Origin of the sequence: Streptomyces sp. NPDC090021 (genome assembly GCF_044748225.1) — a bacterium.
Lineage (GTDB): Bacteria > Actinomycetota > Actinomycetes > Streptomycetales > Streptomycetaceae > Streptomyces.
Genome location: NZ_JBIVFO010000022.1, coordinates 39,421 through 55,282 on the forward strand (window position 1 = coordinate 39,421; position 15,862 = coordinate 55,282).

Below are 15,862 nucleotides of genomic sequence, written 5' to 3' on the forward strand. Positions count from 1 at the left end.
GTCGGCGCACCCACGTCGCGCACTGCGGCAGAAGTGTCGCGGGACGCCTCCCGGTCACCCCGTCCACCGCGCTCCTCGCCTGCCCCCTCCCGCGGCCCTCCCCCGCGGTCCTCCCTTCCCCCCTCCCCGTACCTGTCCAGCACGGACGACGAAAGCGACAAGCCGTGAACCTTCCGTCCCCGCTCGATGCCGCTCTCGCCCGCCATCACGGTCAGTCCTACCGGGACTCGGTGGCCGATGCCCTGGCCCGGGCCGCCGCGGCGCTGAACCGTCCGGCCGTCACCCTGGTGTTCGGGGGTCATTTCAGTGCGGGCAAGTCCAGCCTGCTCAACACACTGCTGGGCCGCGACCTGCTTCCGGTGAGCGACTACCCGGAGACGGGTATCGCCTGCGTCATCACCCCCGGCCCCGAAGACCGGGTCACGGTCTGCGACGGAGAGGGGCGGCGGGAGGTGCCCGCCACCACCGAGGCGATCACGGAGGCCGTCACGCTCGTCGCCCCGGACGGGGCCTACCGCTCCGAGGTGGTGGGCGCCGAACGTACCGTCACCGTCGAACTCGCCGGTTCCCCCCTCCCGGGCGGCGGACGCTGGGTCGATTCCCCCGGCATCAACGACACCCCGGCCATGACCCGTCGCGCGGCGGACATCGCCGCCCAGGGCGACTTCCTGCTGTGGGTCTTCAACTCGCGCCAGCCGATGGCCACCGTCGAGGAGGACTTCCTGCGCGCATACCGGCAACGTCACGGCGCCGAGTCACTGGCGCTGCTCGTCAACGTCTTCCTCGACGAAGACACGCCCGAGGAGTGGCAGCGCTACCTCGACACCCGGGCCCCGGCCCATCTGGGGCGCCTGGAGTACGCGCTGGACGGCGCGCTGCCGCCGGAAGTGGTGTTCGTCAGTGCCCGCGCCGCCGCCGCGCACCCGGACCAGTTCGGGGGACCGCAGGCAAGTGCCCTGGTCAGCAGGCTCACCAACCGAGCCACGGCGTCGGCCCTCGCCTCCCGCCGCAGCCGCGCGTCCCGGATCCTCGGGGCGGCCGCGCAGGAAGCCGCCGAGCGGCTGGACGCCGAACGTGCGCTGTTCCAGCAGCTGGTGGTCGAGGCGGAGGTGGCCCGTACGTCCATCGACGCCTCCCGGCGGCGCTTCCTCGACGCCGTCGGCGGTGAACTGGACCGGATGCTGGAGCGGTTGGCGCTGCAGGCGCGGACCGTGGGAGACGAGATCGCCGCAGAGCTGGACCAGGGCCCGGTGCTACGGGACGGCAGCTACGGCGACCGGCTCACCGAACGGCTGCGCACGGCGGCCCGGCAGGAAGCCTCCGGCCTCGCCGAGGCCGTGGCCAGGACGGCCGAACTCAACCACCACAGGCCGCCGGACACACAGGGAACACGGAGGCTGCTGGACATCCTGGAGCCCGAGCGGGTGTCGGTCGAGGTCGTGGGCCGACTGGCGGGAAGGCTCCCGGAGGCCCCCGTCGACGGGCTCGGCTCCATGGTCAGCAGCCGGGTGGGAACGATGATTCCGAAGCTGTCCTGGAAGGCCCTGCGGCACATCGACACGGCCGTCACCGCTGCGGCTGCCTCGGTTCAGGCCGCGAAACTCGCCACGGAGGCGGCCATGCCCGACCGGGCCAAGGTCAAGGCGGACATCCGCGCGGCAGCGGTCCGGGCCGCCGAGCAACTGTGCCGGCGGCGCCAGGCCGCGCTCGACGAGATCGGCGCGGGCTGCCGCCCGGTGGCAGCCGCGCCGGCCGATCCCGACCCCGCCGCGGTGGACTGCCTGGAGGCGGTACACGGGCTGCTGAGCCGAGAGGTGGAGCAGCTCGTTGCCGCGTCCGGGGAGGCAGCGGTGCGATGAGCGGATTCCTCGGCCTCGACGTGCAGCACAGCGGCACGGTGGCGGCACTGCTGGAAGGCGGCGGTCGGCCCCTGCCGGTCGGTGACGGGCTGCGCGTGTGGATCCCCCACGCCTACGGCGAGGGTCTCGGGTGGGGAAGTGCGGCGGCCCTGCGGTCCCTGGCATCGGGGCGTGCCACCGCGGACCGCCTGCTGGAGTGGCGGCGCGATCCGTGGGACGCGGAGTTCCTGACCGGACTGCGCGACCGGGTCGCGCGCTACCTGGGGCTCCCGGAACGTGCGGGTCCGGTGCCCGGCCACCGGGTGGTGCTGTGTGCCGGGCCCGGCACACCCGCCGACGCCGAGGAGTACGCGGAGGAAGCGGGGCTGGGCGGCGCCCTGCGGGTCGGACCGGCCGAAGCACTGCTGTGCCGACGGCTGGCCTCGCCCGGGCAGCCGTTGCCCACCGGTGCGCTGCTGGCCGTCGCGGTGGGCGAGCGGTGGAGCGTACTCGCCCCGTTCCGTGCGATCCGGCCGGACGGCGGACCCGTCGTCCTCACGCGTACCGGGCCGGACACCGTGCTCGCGCACGGCGGGGGCGCATGGACCGAACTCCTCGTGGGTCAGGTGCTGGCGCGGTGCCGCGAGGACGCCCCGGCCGCCGATCTGCTGGCGCTGGCCGACGGCGTCCAGGAGTGCGCGGCCCGTCTCGCGCAGGCCGACGCCGTCGAGTGGCAGGGCGCCTACACCGAGAGGCTGTTCGCCCCGCTGGTGGTGCGCGGGGCCGATCTGGCGGCGGATCCGGCAGTGGCCGACGGCCTGCACGAGCTCCGGCGGGCCGCCCGTGTGGCCGTGCGGCACCCTTCCTCGGTCGTGCTCGGCGGGCCGGGCGCCGTCTGGCCGGCGATGCGCTCCGCGCTCGCCGGTCCGGCGGCAGGGGCGTCGGTGTGGTGCGGTCCCGACCCGGCGACCGATCTCGCGGCGGGCGCCGCCTGGTGGCCGTTGCTGCGTTCCTGTTTCACGCCCGCGCCGCCCGCGGGGTACGCCGTTGAGACCGTCGGCGCCGCCCCTGTGGTCCCGGCACCACCGGACCGCGGCCCCGACGCGGACTCGTCCACCCCGTCCACCCCGTCCGCCGACCGATCAGGAACCGGGCCGGGGCCGTTCTCCCCGAACTCCCGCTGCCCCGACCCTGTGGAGGTGCTCCCACCGTGGATGCGTCCATGACTCCCCCGAGCGTGCCGGATGCCGACGCGGCACTCCTCGCCGCCCCCGCCACCACCGGACCGCCGCGCGCCCGGGGAGGCGGCTCAGGATCCGCCGGGCCGCCGGACCGAGCCGGCCGGCCCGACCACGATGTGGCCGGACTCCTGCTCGGCCTGCTGGAGCGGCGGTACCTGGGTGACTTCGACTCCGCCCGCTGGACCGTGGGAGGCCCCGCGCGATCCGCACCACGCCCGCTTCTGCACCAGGTCGAGGCGTTGGGCGTACCCGTCCCCGGCGAGGACTGCAACGCGGAGCTGCCCCACGTACTGAATTCCTGCCACAGCGGTGGACACGTGGTGAGCGTGGCGGTGCACGGCACCGGTACCGCGCACCGCGTCCACTGGGGCGGCCGACGGATCCCCGGGGTCTCGGCCGGCTCCACGGAGGACTTCCTGCACGGGCAGAGCGGAGCATTGCGTGCTCACGTCCCCGGCCTGCGGCTCGGCCCTGCCCAGCAGCCGGACGAGGGTACCCACGCGGAGCTGACCGCGTTCCTGCGGACCGCCCCCGCACTCGCCGTGGTCACCGGCATCCCCTCCCCCTCGTCCGGTCCCTCCCCCGCCGCCTTCCAGTCACTGGACCGGCTCACCTCCGCCGTCGACGGACGCTACGCCCTCGTGGTCGCGGCCGAGCCGCTGCCCGCCGCCGTTCTGGACGCCACGCTGGACCACTGCCGCCGGATCCGCGGGGAGATCCACGCGCTGGTCCGGCGTACGGTCAGCAGTACCGAGGGCAGCAGCAGTTCGATGTCCACGCCCCTCCCCCACGAGGGTTCCGAGGCGCTGCCCGCGCTGCTGAGCAGGATCGCGGTGTTCTGCGCGCTCGCGGCGGCGGTCCCGCCACTCGCCCCTGCTGCCGCGGTGCTGCGCCCCCTGGGCAGGGTCGGCCCACTGTCCGTCCCGCTGGGCGGGCTCACGAAGTCGATGGCCGTGGCGCAGGACACCCCCTCGGGGACGACCGGCAGCAGCCGGTCGCTCGGCGAGAGCAGCGAACTGCTCGACGGTGCCGCCGAAGCCTGCGAGCGGCTGCTGCAACGCCATATCGACCGGCTGGAGGCGGCCCGATCGCAGGGCTGGTGGCGTACTGCGGTCTACCTCGCGGCGGAGAGCGACGGCGTGCTGGAGTCGCTCTCCGGAGCGCTGCGCGGTATCTGCAGCGGCGAGAGCACGAGTCTCGACCCGCTGCGGGTGCTACGGCTGCCACCCGCCCAGCTGCGCGAAGCCGCTCTGCAGGGGCAGGTCCTGTCCCTGACGCCCGCCGACGGCAGCACCGGTCACCCGCTCGGCCCCGCATTCGACGCGCTGGCCACCAACATCACCTCCACCGAGCTGGCCGTTCTCCTCGCGCTGCCGCGCCGGGCCGTGCCCGGGCTGCCGATGCGCGAGAGCGCCGAATTCGCGCTCATCGCCCCCGGGGTGGAACACCGTCCGGTGACGCTCGGCGGGCTGCTGGACAGCCGGGGCGAGGTGCACCAGTCGGTGGCGGTCTCGGCGGAGGACCTCAACCGGCATGTGTTCATCACCGGGATGACCGGCTACGGCAAGACCACCACGGCGAAGAACCTGCTCCTGGAGGCGTACACCGGGCTGGGTGTGCCGTTCCTGGTCATCGAACCGGCCAAGGCCGAGTACCGGCATCTGGCAGCGCATCCGGGCCTCGGTGGGCGCCTGCGTGTCTTCGGCATCGGGCCTCAGGCTCCGATGCCGCTGCGGCTCAACCCGTTCGAGCCTCTGGAGGGCACCCCGCTCTCGCGCCACCTGGATCTCCTGAAAGCGGTGTTCAACGCCTCGTTCCCGATGTTCGCCGGGATGTCGTACGTGTTGGAGGACGCCATGATCGAGGTGTACACCGAGCGGGGCTGGGATCTTCAGTACTCCGTCAACGACCTTCTGGGGCGCCGCCCGTCGGCGGCCGACCGTGCTGCGCTGATCCCCTCGGTCGGTGACCTGTACGGGAAGATCGAAGAGGTGCTGGACCGTCGCTCGTACGGGCGTGAGGTCCACCAGAACATGGGAGCGGCCCTGCGGTCCCGGCTCGGCAGCCTGCTCGTCGGCACCAAGGGCATGGCGCTGGACACCCGGCGCGGGGTGCCGGTGACCGAGCTGTTCGAGCGTCCGGCCGTGGTGGAGCTGCGCGGCCTGGGAGACGACGAGGAGAAGTCCTTCGTCATGGCCCTGCTGCTGTGCATGCTGTACGAGCACGCGGAGGCCCGGTGCGATACCGCTGCCGCCCCGTCCGGCGTGGGACTGCGACACCTCACCCTCATCGAGGAGGCACACCGGCTGCTGCGCGCCTCTCGCGGCCCGTCCGGCGGTGAGGTGGGGGATCCGCAGGCCAAGGCGGTGTCCATGTTCACCGACATGCTGGCCGAGATGCGCGCGTACGGCGAGGGCTTCGTCGTCGCCGACCAGGTGCCGGTCAAGCTGGCGCCGGACGTGGTGAAGAACTCCAACGTGAAGATCCTGCACCGGCTCGTGGCGGCCGACGACCGCGCGGTGGTGTCCGCGGCCGTGAACCTGACGGACCGGCAGAGCCGTCAGCTGGGGCTGCTTCCGCCCGGGGTGGCGGTGGTGCACGACGAGCGGATCGGATCGGCCGTACTCGTCGCGATGCGCGAGGCGGACGAGGTCGTGGGGGCGGGCGGCGCGCACGGGCCGGAGGCCGACGGCGGCCGCCCCGGTGCACCGGCCGAGGCCAACCGCCATTACCTCCACCGGCACGGAGGCTGCCGCCGCTGCCCGTCCCCCTGCACCCTGCTCCACCGGATCGACCGGCCGCCGGCCCGTCGGTCGGCGGATGCCGCGCTGGCGCCGTTCTTCCAGGGGCTGGTCTTCGGCCGGGCGGAAGACTTGTGGGAGGCGTGGAGCGCCTGGAGGGCCGAGGCTCCGGCCGACGGCGAGGAAGCGTACTGCGCCTTCGCCCAGGCCGCGCAGCGCCATCTGGCCACCCTCCCGCGGAGGGCCCCCGCCCGCGCCGTCCCCGCGGGACGCGCTGCGGCTCCTGCGGAGCCCGCCCCGTCCGGGACGACCGCCGACGAGACCGGCCGTCGGCTACTGGCGCGCGACCGGGCCGCACGGGTCCTGGCGCAGCTGTGCGCGGACTGGCTCGCCACCACGGAGCTGACCGAACACGCCGTGGCGCGCCTGGAACAGGCTCGCGCCGAGTTCGTAGCCCTGGTCGCGAGCCGGCCGGACCGGGAACTGCCCGGTTGCACGGACTGTCCCGCGCGCTGTCGCCCCTTCGCACTTCTCGCCGACAGCCTCCCGGCCTACGCGGCGAAGGTCGCGGCGGCCGCGGACCGCCCCGTGCCGCTGGAGTCCCGCCTGTCGCTGATCGACCGCCTCGCGGACGAGTACGCTCCGGCCGCCCGCGGAGCTGTGGAGAAGGACCGTGCGGCACTGCTGTACTGCATGACGGTCACGGCCAACGCCTACGACCGCGGCCTCGGTGCGCCACCTCCCACAGAAGCCCTCGACGCCCTGCGCTCGGACCGGCCGGTGGTTCCGTAGGGGGACACGTCCCTGCGGGACTCCCGGACAGGCCACGAGTCCGGAACCATCCGACGCGGCCGCAGTCCCGCCCTCCGGCATCGGCCAGCCCGAGTCGTCCACCTTCTACAGCGGCCCCCGGGGCAGGAGGCTTCCGGGCGAACTGGGTGGCCCGCAGCCCAGGGCCCGCGGCCGGAGCAGGACAAGCCGGTAGCGCCCGGTCCCGACGGGCCGGCTGGAGCTGCAACGGCGTACGGAATCAGAGCTGGGACTTCTGGACGTCTGCCCGGTCCGGCGCGGTCCGCCCTGGTCCGGCCCGGTCGGGCACGGCGCATCAGGCGCCGGGCGGGGCCGGGCGGTCAGACCTTGCCTCACCTATCGATATTCGATAGATTTCCATCGCAACTCGATGGGAGGACAGGTCATGGGAAAGCTGGCGGTGCTCGCTCTGCGCGTCGTCCTCGCGGTGGTGTTCCTCGGCACCGTGTGCGTGCAGGCGGCGATGGTGTGGGCGTTGGTCACGCGTGAGGTGGAGGGGTCGCTCCCGCTGACCCCGATGCGGGTGATCGTGATCCTGGGCATGATGTCCGCCCAGGTGGCGCTGGTGTGCGTAGGGCGGCTGACGGCGATGGTGCGGCGCGGAACCGTGTTCTCCCACGCCGCCTTCCGGTACGTGGACGGCGTGATCGGCTCGATCGTGGCGGCCGCCCTGCTGTGGTTCGCGGTCACGGCCGTCAATGCGCCGGGCCAGCGCGAGGACCCGGGCGTTACTGTGATCATGGGAGGGATCGGCGTCGCCATCCTGGGGGTCGCGCTCATCGTGCTCGTGCTGCGGATGCTGCTCGCCCAAGCCGTCACACGCGACGGCGAAGCGGCGCAGATGAGGGCCGAGCTGGACGAGGTGATCTGATGCCCATCGCCGTCGACATCGACGTGATGCTGGCCAGGCGAAAGATGTCCGTGGGCGAGCTCGCGGACCGGGTGGGGATCACGCCCGCCAATCTGGCGGTGCTGAAGAACGGCCGCGCCAAGGCGGTGCGCTTCGCGACACTCGCGGCACTCTGCGAGGTCCTCGAATGCCAGCCGGGCGACCTGCTGCGCTGGGAGGCCGCGGACGTCGAGGGCGCCGAGGCGGTCGACCTCGCGGAGGGCTGAGCACACCGGCGCCGGAGCGGGCGCCGACGCCGACGCCAACGCCAACGCCAACGCCAACGCCAACGGTCAGCCTGCGGTCGCGCCTGCCGCCTCCTCAAGTCCCCCCGTGGGCCGAACACGGCCAGCACGACGATCCGCATGACTGGATTGCCGGGAACGGACACCACGCACACCTTCGTACTGCCCATCCGCGACCCGGACACGGTCGTGGCGTCCCCGCGGACGCCGGTTCGGTCGCCGCGATGAAGGCGCTGCACCGGGCGGAGCCGCAGCTGAGCCTCCTGGCGGCGGTCGAGCTGCAGAAGGACGCGGTGGCGCATCCCGGGTGACCGCGGAGCCGACGGCACCGGGGCGGCCGCGGAGCCGGCGCGGAGGCCGCCGCCCACGGCTCCCCCGCCGAGCCGCCACCGGTCGAGCCGCCACCGACCGACGACGCACCATCAGTTTCCGCCAGAACAAAGGGAATCGGCCCTTGATGTCGGCTGCGTGAAAGAGGCGCTAGAAACCGCCCCGCTCCGAAGTACGCTGACGCGCATGACCGACACCGGCACGAACGACGAACAGGCGTACGCCGATCTGCGTACCCTGACGGACCAGTACATGCAGGCGGTCCGTGCGCGCCTCGCCGAGATCGACTCTCCTCTCACCCGTGAGCGCGGCGCCCGGCTGGTCACCGATGAAATGCTCACCGGCGCCAAGGAGGCCAAGCTCATACGCAGCGCCGCCATGGGCGAGTTGAGGCAGGGCCGCACCCTGAAGGAGGTCGCGGAACTGACCGGGCTCTCGGTGCCGCGGGTCGACCAGTTGCTCAGGGCGAAGTGAGCGGGGCCGCCACTGCCTCAGCCGACCGCCCTGCCGACGCCGCCGCCCCCGCGGGTCCGCCGGTGCGCGGTATGCAGGGCCACTGCGGCAGTGGCGGTGGCCACGGCGACGCATCCCGCCGTCATGAAGCCGTCGCGTGAGCGCCAGGACAGCACCGACCAGCAGGACCGCGCGGACAACAGCGAGCCCAGGCTGAGCCAGGACCCTGCGGAGAGCAGCGAGAGACTGGAGCCGATGGACGCGGCTGAGAGGGCGGAGCCGACCGATCCGACGGACAGGACCGAGCCGACCGATCCGATCGAGAGGACCGATCCGACGGACCCGATGGACAGGATCGAGTCCTTGGAGCAGAGCGACAGGTAGGACCCGCCGTCGTCCCGGCACCATGGCTTCGTCGGTGCGTGCGGTGTGGTCACGGCACCGATTGTGTCACGCGGGCCCCGTCCGTACCGGCTGCTCGGCCTCTTCGGCTACTCGTCCGAGGGCAGGAGGTCCTGCGCCCTGCGTTCCATCAGCACGGGCAGGTAGGCGCGTACGCGGGCGTACCTGAGTTCCTCGTACGCGGTCTGCACCGAGCTCTGCACCAGGCCGGCGTCCACCTGCGGGTGCGACTTCATCAGCCGCTCGGCGACAGCGCGGATGGTAAGTGCGTCGTCTGAATCCGCCGTCACGCGCCTCAGCCTCCCGGTCGCTCATCCCTCTCCCATTTTCGCGGCGGGCCGTTCAACCGGGAAGTCGATCTTCCCCCTCCGGAGCCGTCCCGGGGCCCCGCACCCGTCCCCTGCGTGACCGCTCACCGCCCCGTGTCCGGCGAGTCCGGCGAGTCGGCCGCGGCCGCCGTGTCCGTGCGGCGGCGGGCGGCTTCGATGTGGCCGAGGTGGCGGTGGGTCCAGTCGCACAGCGCGTCGATCGTCACCCGCAGGGCCTGACCCGGCTCGGTGAGGGCGTACTCCACCCGTGGCGGCACCACCGGGTACACCATCCGCTCGATCAGGCCGTTGCGCTCCAGCATGCGCAGGTTCTGCGTGAGCATCTTGTGGCTGATGCCCTCGACCTCGTCGCGCAGCTCGCTGAACCGCAGGACCCGCTCCCCCAGGGCCTCGATGATCAGGAGCGCCCATTTGTTGGCGACGTCCGAGAAGATCTCCCGCGCCAGGGAGTCGGCGCGCCGCAGATCCGCGTCCTCCGGCGAGCCGGTGAACTGCTTGGTAACCATATGGTTCCCCAGTCACTGAAAAGTGCGTTCTTCCATGTCAGCGCTCACTCTCCTACGGTTCCTGAGTAACCACAAGAGACCCAAGGAGTCACAGGCCATGGCCGTCACCCTGATCAACCCCACCGGACTGCCCGAGATCGACGTCTACCGGCAGGTGTCGGTGGCGACCGGGTCGAAGCTCGTGTTCATCGCCGGACAGGTGTCCTGGGACGCCGAGGGCGCCACGGTCGGCGAGGGCGACCTCGCCGCGCAGGTGGAACAGTGCTACTTGAACGTCGGCCTCGCCCTGGCCGGGGCCCGCGGGTCCTTCGACGACGTGGCGAAACTGACCGTTCACGTCGTCGACTGGACCCCCGACAAGATGCCCCAGCTTCTGGAAGGGATCGACCGGGCGGCCGCCAGGCTGGGGGTCACCCCGGTCCCGCCGGCCACGTTGCTCGGTGTGGCGGCGCTGGATGTGCCCGAGCACCTGGTGGAGGTCGAGGCCACCGCGGTCATCGACTGACATCCGGGGCACCCGGGCGGCGCGCGACCGACCGGGAGGCGCGCGCAACCGGGCGGACCGGCCGGCGGTACGGCCCCGGTCAGTCCTCCAGGCGGTGGAGCCAGTCGGCGAGCAGCTTTTCGAGGGCGACCGTCTCCTCCGGGGTCACGAGGCGTAGGAGTCGGTGTTCGTTGGCCATGTGATCGGCGAAGGCCCGGTCGATGAGGTCGCGTCCGGCCGGGGTGAGGGCCACGATCCGGCCGCGCTGGTCGTCGCCGGAGCGGCGGCGGGTGACGAGTCCGGAGCGTTCCAGCCGGTCGATCCGCTTCGTCATCGCTCCGGTGGTGACCATGGTGTGCGCGGCGAGCTCGCCCGGCGCGCGTTCGAAGGGCTCGCCCGCGCGGCGCAGTGCGCACAGGACGTCGAACTCCCCCTCACCGAGTCCGTAGCGGTCGTAGACGAGGCGCAGTTCCGCGCCGAGCCGGTCGGCGAGGCGGTGCAGGCGGCCGATGACACCCTGCGGGCCGACGTCGAGGTCGGGCCTTTCCCGTCGCCAGTCGGCCTGGATCCGCGCCACCCGATCCGGTCGATCGACCCGGTACGGCCGATCGACCGGGTACGGCGGATCCGACCGGTCCGGGGCCGGACCGCGATCTTTGGAGGACACACTATCTTCCATGGAAGCTATATTACCTTCCATGGAAGGTAATATGCGCTGGGTGGCGCTGGGTGGCGCTGACCGCGGTGGCGCCGGTGGCCTGGGGCGCCAACTACTTCGTCACCCACGAGTTCCTGCCGGCGGACCACCCGCTGTACGGGGCCGCTCTACGGGCCCTCCCGGCCGGCCTGGCCCTGCTGGCGCTGTGCCGCCGACGGCCGCACGGAGCGTGGTGGGGACGGTCCGCCGTACTCGGGCTGCTCAACGTCAGCGTGTTCTTCGTACTCGTCTTCGCCGCCTCCCAGCTCCTGCCGACGAGCGTGGCCTCGACCGTCATGGCCGTCTCCCCCCTGGTGATGATGCTGGCAGCCCGGCTCCTGGTGGCCGAACGGCCCGGCCTCGCCCGCCTGGTGGGCGCGCTGATCGGGCTGGGCGGGGTGTGTCTCATGCTGCTGGGCGGCACGGACGAGATCAGCGTGCCGGGCGTCCTGGCGTCGGCCGGGGCGGTGCTGGTGTCGGCCTTCGGTCACATCCTGGCCAAACGGTGGAACACCACCGGCGTGGCGGGCGGCCCGGGTGACGGCGTACTCGCCTCGACCGCCTGGCAGCTCACCGCGGGCGGCCTGCTCCTGCTGCCGGTCGCCGTGGCGGTGGAGGGCGCTCCGCCGCCGGTGCCCCCGTCGGCGTTCCTGGCGTACTGCTACGTCGGCCTGGTCGCCACCGCACTGGCCTTCACGGCCTGGTTCGCCGGGCTCCGCCGCCTGCCCGCCGGGACGGTGGGTCTGATCGGGCTGCTGAATCCGGTCACGGGCGTGCTGCTCGGGACGGTGGTCGCCGGCGAGGTACTGACGGGCAGGCAACTGGGCGGGCTGGTGCTCGTACTGGCCGGGGTCGCCCTGGGACGCCCGTCGCGCACGTCCCGCCCGGGCCGTCGGGGTCCGGCCGGTACGACGCCCCTCGACGGGCGGCCGGAGGCCCCGGACGCACCGGACGCACCGGACGATCCGCGGGACCCGGCCGGCCCGCCGTCGGATTCACCCGGGGGGTGTTCCGTCGGCGGGCCGGCCCGCCTCAGCTCAGCCGGATGACCGGATCCGGTACGGCGGCCTCGACGGCCGCGGCCGTCCTGCGGGCGTGCAGCACATGCGCGTCCAGCGGCAGGGGGCTGTGGCCGACGAGTTCGAGGCCTGCGTCGGCGAGCAGGCGTGCGTAGTGGTCGGCGCGGCGTTCGCGGCCACCGACGTTGCACAGCATGTGCAGGTCCCAGGCGGTGGCCAGTGAGGGGGAGCCGTCGGTCGGCAGGAGGCGTTCCACGACGAGCAGATCCGCATGGGCGGGCATCGCGCGGGCGCAGTGGCGAAGGATCTCGCGGCAGCGGTCGTCGTCCCAGTCGTGCAGGACGCGCGAGAGGACGTAGACGTCGCCGCCGGACGGCACGTCGGCGAAGTCGCCGGCCCGGTAGTCGCAGCGCGCGCCGCAGCCCGCGGCGTCGAGCCGGCGACGGGCGGCCGCGACGGCGTGCGGGCGTTCGAGCAGGATGCCGCGCAGGCGTGGGTGTGCGGCGAGGATCCGGCCGAGGAGCTCTCCGTTCCCCCCGGCGACGTCGACGACGGTCGCCGGGGCGTGCGCCCGGGCGGCGGCGGTGACGACCGGATGCCCGGGGAGCGGGTGGAACATCCGTGAACTCGCGGCCATGGACTGGTCGAAGAGCGGGCCGAGTTCGGGATCGCGGGCGAAGTGGTCGAAGTGGCTCTCGCCGAAGAGGTGGTCGAAGGCCGGCTGCCCGGTGCGCACGGCATGGTCGAGGCCACCGAAGGAGCGGTAGAAGGGGCCGCCGTACATCAGGGCCAGCGACCGCATCGAACCGGGCGTGTCCGCGCGCAGCAGAGCACCGAGCTCCGTCAGGCGGAATCGTTCCTGCGTACGGTCCGACTCCTGGCCCCGCTCCTGGCCCCGCGCCCGGGCCGGTTCCCGCACGGGCTCCGGGTCCAGCTCCCGGATGACGGCGCCGAGCATGGCGAGGTAGCGCAGGAGTGTGGCCAGGCTTGCGCGGTCGGTGCCGGTCAGCCGGGCGAGGTCCTCGGTCCGGTACGCGGTATGGGTGTCCATGGCGTCGGGCAGGCCCAGCCGGGCGGAGGCGGCGAGTGCCTGCGTCGTCCAGGCGCCGGTGAGGAGGTGGAGGAGCGTTTCGGCCGGCTGTCGCCCGTCGCGGCGGGTGCGGTGGTACGGGTCGTCGGCGTGGGCGGCGTGGGCGGCGTGGGCGGCGTGGGCGGCGTGGGCGGCGTGGGCGGCGTGGGCGGCGTGGGCGGCGTGGGCGGCGTGGGCGGCGCGCCCCGGGTGGTCGAGATGGGCTGCGAGGGTGTCCTGGTGGTCGCCGCGTGCGTAGAGTTCCAGCCGCCCGTAGTCGCAGGCCGCGTCGGCGGGCAGGGTGAAGTAGAGGACCGTGCCGTCCTCGTGGGGGTTGTAGCCGCCGCCGTCGGGCCTCGCGCCGTGACGGACGAGGATCGCGCACAGGCCGCGCAGGGCCAGCGGCTCCGGGTCCTCGATCTCGAAGGCGAGGTGCGCCTCGTGCCGGTGGGTGCGTTCGTGGGCGGCGATCGGTTCCAGGCCCGAGTGCGGCGGCACGGTCAGGGCGAACACCTCGACCGCGCGCCGCTGCCCGTGACGGCCGTGCACCTGAGGGCGCAGGATCTGGACGTCGAGCTCCTCGGGGTCGCGCCCATGGCGCCGGGCGAGGCGCTCGCGGACCACCACGCTGGGGTGGGAAGGGGTGTCCACGGCCAGTCCGCAGCAGGCGAGTTGGGCCCGGAGGCTGTCCGCGTCCGGCGGGAAGAGCAGCAACCCCACGTGGGCGAACCGGCAGTGCCCGGCCAGCGCCTGCAGGTCCGGGCCGGCGAGGCCGGGCAGGAGGAGGGGGAGCAGGGCGGCGCTGTCGCGCTCCCGGACGAACCGGGCAGCCGCGCGCAGGCTGGCGGTGTCGTCCGGAAGCAACGTTTTGGCGGGGAAGGTCGTCGTCATCGTGGGGTCGTCCTAGGGCCGGTACGGGGCAGGGGGGCAGGGCAGGGCAGGGAGCGGAAGGGGGTACTGCGCACGGGTCACACGCCGACGTAGTTCTCGGCGAACCAGTCCTGGTGGATGCGGGAGGTGCGCAGCGAGTTGAGCCGCGAACGCTGCAGCCCGGCGAGGAAGAACGATCCGGCACCGTGGTCGTGGTCGGACGTCGCGTGCAGCAGCCGGGTCATCCAGCCGGTGAACTCCTGCGCACGCCAGATGTGCGCCAGGCACCGCTCCGAGTACGTGTCGATTCCCGAGGTGTCGCCCCGGCGCAGGGCGCCGGTCAGGGCTTGCGCCAGGATCTCGGCCTCCAGCACGGCGAGGTTGGTGCCCTTCGCGGCGGCCGGGGCGAGCAGGCTCGCCGCGTCTCCCGCCAGGAAGAGCGAGCCGTGGCGCAATGGTTCAACGACATCGCAGGTCAGGTCGAAGGCGGCGCGTTCCAGGAGTCCGCCCCGGCGCAGCGGCCCGTGGTCCTCGGCGCGCATGCGGACGTCGAGTTCGTCCCAGATCCGCTGCTCGGGCCAGGAGTCGGCGGGTGTGCCGCGCTGCCACTGCAGGTAGTAGCGGGTGACGTCCTGTGTGCGGGCCATGTGTCCGGCGAAGCCCCGGGCGTGGACGGCGTATCCGACGGCGTCGAGGCTCGGTGGGGCTTCGGCGAGCAGCCCGAGCCAGGTCACGCCGTGGTCGTGGTGGTGGTGCCGGACGGCGCCCGGTGGCAGGGAGCGGCGGGCCGCCCCGTGTCTGCCGTCACAGCCGGCGACGTAGCGGGCGGTCCACCGGGCGGGCCGGCCGTCGGGCTCGCGCGCCGTGACGTACGGCTGCGCGCCGTCCGCGTCCTGCACGACGACCGCCTCGGTGTGGAAGCGGATGCGTCCGCCGATCTCGAGGTAGTGGGCCAGGAGGTCCGTGACCAGGTTCTGCTGCGGGTAGACGTGGTGGTGCCCCCCGTCGCCGAGAGCACCGTAGTCGAGGCGGAACCGGCCGTCGTCCGTGCGGAATTCGCATGTGCCGTGGCGGATGCCCCTGCTGCGCAGGCCGTCGGCGAGGCCGTGACGCTCCAGGATCCGCGCGGTGTTCGGGGCGAGGAATCCGGCTCGGGCCCGGGTCTGCACCTGGGTGCGGGAGGCGCGTTCCAGGACGACGCAGTCGATTCCGGCGGTGTGCAACAGGACTCCGAGGACAAGTCCGGCGGGCCCCGCACCGAGGACGACCACGTCGGATGATTCACGTAACGTGTGAGAGTCGTGACTTTCCGTCATAGCGGGTGAAGCATAAGCACGCGAAGATCAATGAACACACCTGAGCCATCCGAAGGCGGGAATAGAGTGACAATCTGCGTGATCCCCGCTGCCCGCCGACGACAGGGCCGGAGCCTGGTGCCGACACTCCTCCAGTGGTGCGCTCCGGGCGTACGGGGGCACACGCGCTCTCCCCTCACGCCCCACCGCGTGCCCGCTCGTTCGGCCTACGTGGACACACGGACCGCGGGACGGACGGCCACCGAGCCGTGGACACCGCGTACCGCAAGTCGCCTGCCCGTTGCGCCCATCGGCGTTTCATGGCCTCTTCCGGAGGTCGGTACGGTCGCGCCCATGGAGTGGAGGAAAGGTCTCATCACCGATCCGGATGCAGTCGTTCGGGCGCAGGACGTGCCGGGTGACGCGCTGTTCGTTGACGTAGGTGCCGTTGCGGCTGTCCCGGTCGTGGAGTCCGAAACCGGCGCCCTCCGAGAGGATCTCGGCATGCAGCCGGGAGGCACTGGGGCTGACGATCACGATGCCGTTGTCGCTCTTGCGCCCGAAGCTGAGGGGCTCGCCGCCCAGGACCACGCTCTGCCCGGCGAACGGACCCGTGCGCCCAACGATGACCGAAGGCGCTTCAC

The 15,862-nt window shown here is 72.9% G+C and carries 15 protein-coding genes; 8 read left to right on the plus strand and 7 right to left on the minus strand.

From position 1 onward, the window contains the following. Positions 1 to 164 precede the first annotated feature (164 nt). The 6 genes from ACIPXC_RS19165 to ACIPXC_RS19190 all read left to right on the plus strand — a co-directional run bounded on the left by ACIPXC_RS19165 (position 165) and on the right by ACIPXC_RS19190 (position 8,568). Positions 165 to 1,859, plus strand: a complete 1,695-nt coding sequence (locus tag ACIPXC_RS19165) for a dynamin family protein (protein WP_401619327.1) — start codon at positions 165 to 167, stop codon at positions 1,857 to 1,859. Next, positions 1,856 to 3,064, plus strand: coding sequence for a hypothetical protein (locus tag ACIPXC_RS19170; protein WP_401619330.1), 1,209 nt, complete (start codon positions 1,856 to 1,858; stop codon positions 3,062 to 3,064). Before ACIPXC_RS19165 ends, ACIPXC_RS19170 begins: the two co-directional genes overlap by 4 nt. Continuing rightward, positions 3,061 to 6,612: an ATP-binding protein gene (locus ACIPXC_RS19175; RefSeq protein ID WP_401619333.1), complete on the plus strand. Its 3,552-nt coding sequence runs from the start codon at positions 3,061 to 3,063 to the stop codon at positions 6,610 to 6,612. Before ACIPXC_RS19170 ends, ACIPXC_RS19175 begins: the two co-directional genes overlap by 4 nt. 403 nt (positions 6,613 to 7,015) lie before the next feature. Further along, positions 7,016 to 7,501 (plus strand): DUF2975 domain-containing protein, encoded by a 486-nt coding sequence (locus ACIPXC_RS19180; RefSeq protein WP_401619336.1) that lies wholly within the window; start codon positions 7,016 to 7,018, stop codon positions 7,499 to 7,501. Beyond that, entirely contained in the window at positions 7,501 to 7,746 is a 246-nt protein-coding gene (locus ACIPXC_RS19185; RefSeq protein WP_401619338.1) for a helix-turn-helix domain-containing protein, read from the plus strand. The genes ACIPXC_RS19180 and ACIPXC_RS19185 overlap by 1 nt, the downstream gene beginning before the upstream one ends. 534 nt (positions 7,747 to 8,280) lie before the next feature. Then, positions 8,281 to 8,568 (plus strand): hypothetical protein, encoded by a 288-nt coding sequence (locus ACIPXC_RS19190; RefSeq protein ID WP_401619341.1) that lies wholly within the window; start codon positions 8,281 to 8,283, stop codon positions 8,566 to 8,568. Positions 8,569 to 8,585: 17 nt separating this feature from the next. Here the strand turns inward: ACIPXC_RS19190 and ACIPXC_RS19195 are convergent, their stop codons facing one another. From ACIPXC_RS19195 to ACIPXC_RS19205, 3 genes are all read right to left on the minus strand, one after another. Next, a complete protein-coding gene (locus tag ACIPXC_RS19195; protein WP_401619343.1) occupies positions 8,586 to 8,984 on the minus strand; it encodes a hypothetical protein in 399 nt (132 codons plus the stop codon). A gap of 54 nt (positions 8,985 to 9,038) precedes the next feature. After that, the gene (locus tag ACIPXC_RS19200) at positions 9,039 to 9,239 is read right to left on the minus strand and encodes a three-helix bundle dimerization domain-containing protein (RefSeq protein ID WP_401619346.1); all 201 of its coding nucleotides are present in this window, start codon (positions 9,237 to 9,239) and stop codon (positions 9,039 to 9,041) included. 122 nt (positions 9,240 to 9,361) lie between these two features. Next, the gene (locus ACIPXC_RS19205; RefSeq protein ID WP_401619348.1) at positions 9,362 to 9,784 is read right to left on the minus strand and encodes a winged helix-turn-helix transcriptional regulator; all 423 of its coding nucleotides are present in this window, start codon (positions 9,782 to 9,784) and stop codon (positions 9,362 to 9,364) included. 97 nt (positions 9,785 to 9,881) lie between these two features. Between ACIPXC_RS19205 and ACIPXC_RS19210 the strand changes: the two genes are divergently transcribed. Next, a complete protein-coding gene (locus ACIPXC_RS19210) occupies positions 9,882 to 10,289 on the plus strand; it encodes a RidA family protein (RefSeq protein WP_401619351.1) in 408 nt (135 codons plus the stop codon). A 79-nt stretch (positions 10,290 to 10,368) separates the two neighbouring features. On the opposite strand, the gene ACIPXC_RS19215 is transcribed toward ACIPXC_RS19210, so the two are convergent. After that, positions 10,369 to 10,845, minus strand: a complete 477-nt coding sequence (locus ACIPXC_RS19215; RefSeq protein ID WP_401619354.1) for a MarR family winged helix-turn-helix transcriptional regulator — start codon at positions 10,843 to 10,845, stop codon at positions 10,369 to 10,371. A 152-nt stretch (positions 10,846 to 10,997) separates the two neighbouring features. Here ACIPXC_RS19215 and ACIPXC_RS19220 point away from each other — a divergent pair, with 152 nt between their 5' ends. Next, positions 10,998 to 12,014, plus strand: coding sequence for an EamA family transporter (locus ACIPXC_RS19220; protein ID WP_401619356.1), 1,017 nt, complete (start codon positions 10,998 to 11,000; stop codon positions 12,012 to 12,014). Here the strand turns inward: ACIPXC_RS19220 and ACIPXC_RS19225 are convergent. The 3 genes from ACIPXC_RS19225 to ACIPXC_RS19235 form a co-directional block, all read right to left on the minus strand. Further along, positions 11,998 to 13,944, minus strand: a complete 1,947-nt coding sequence (locus tag ACIPXC_RS19225; protein ID WP_401619360.1) for a methyltransferase — start codon at positions 13,942 to 13,944, stop codon at positions 11,998 to 12,000. The genes ACIPXC_RS19220 and ACIPXC_RS19225 overlap by 17 nt on opposite strands. Positions 13,945 to 14,021: 77 nt before the next feature. Beyond that, complete coding sequence (locus ACIPXC_RS19230) at positions 14,022 to 15,194, minus strand: 4-hydroxybenzoate 3-monooxygenase (protein ID WP_401619363.1); 1,173 nt, start codon at positions 15,192 to 15,194, stop codon at positions 14,022 to 14,024. Positions 15,195 to 15,536: 342 nt separating this feature from the next. Continuing rightward, positions 15,537 to 15,809, minus strand: a complete 273-nt coding sequence (locus ACIPXC_RS19235; protein ID WP_401619526.1) for an FHA domain-containing protein — start codon at positions 15,807 to 15,809, stop codon at positions 15,537 to 15,539. Positions 15,810 to 15,862: the final 53 nt, after the last annotated feature.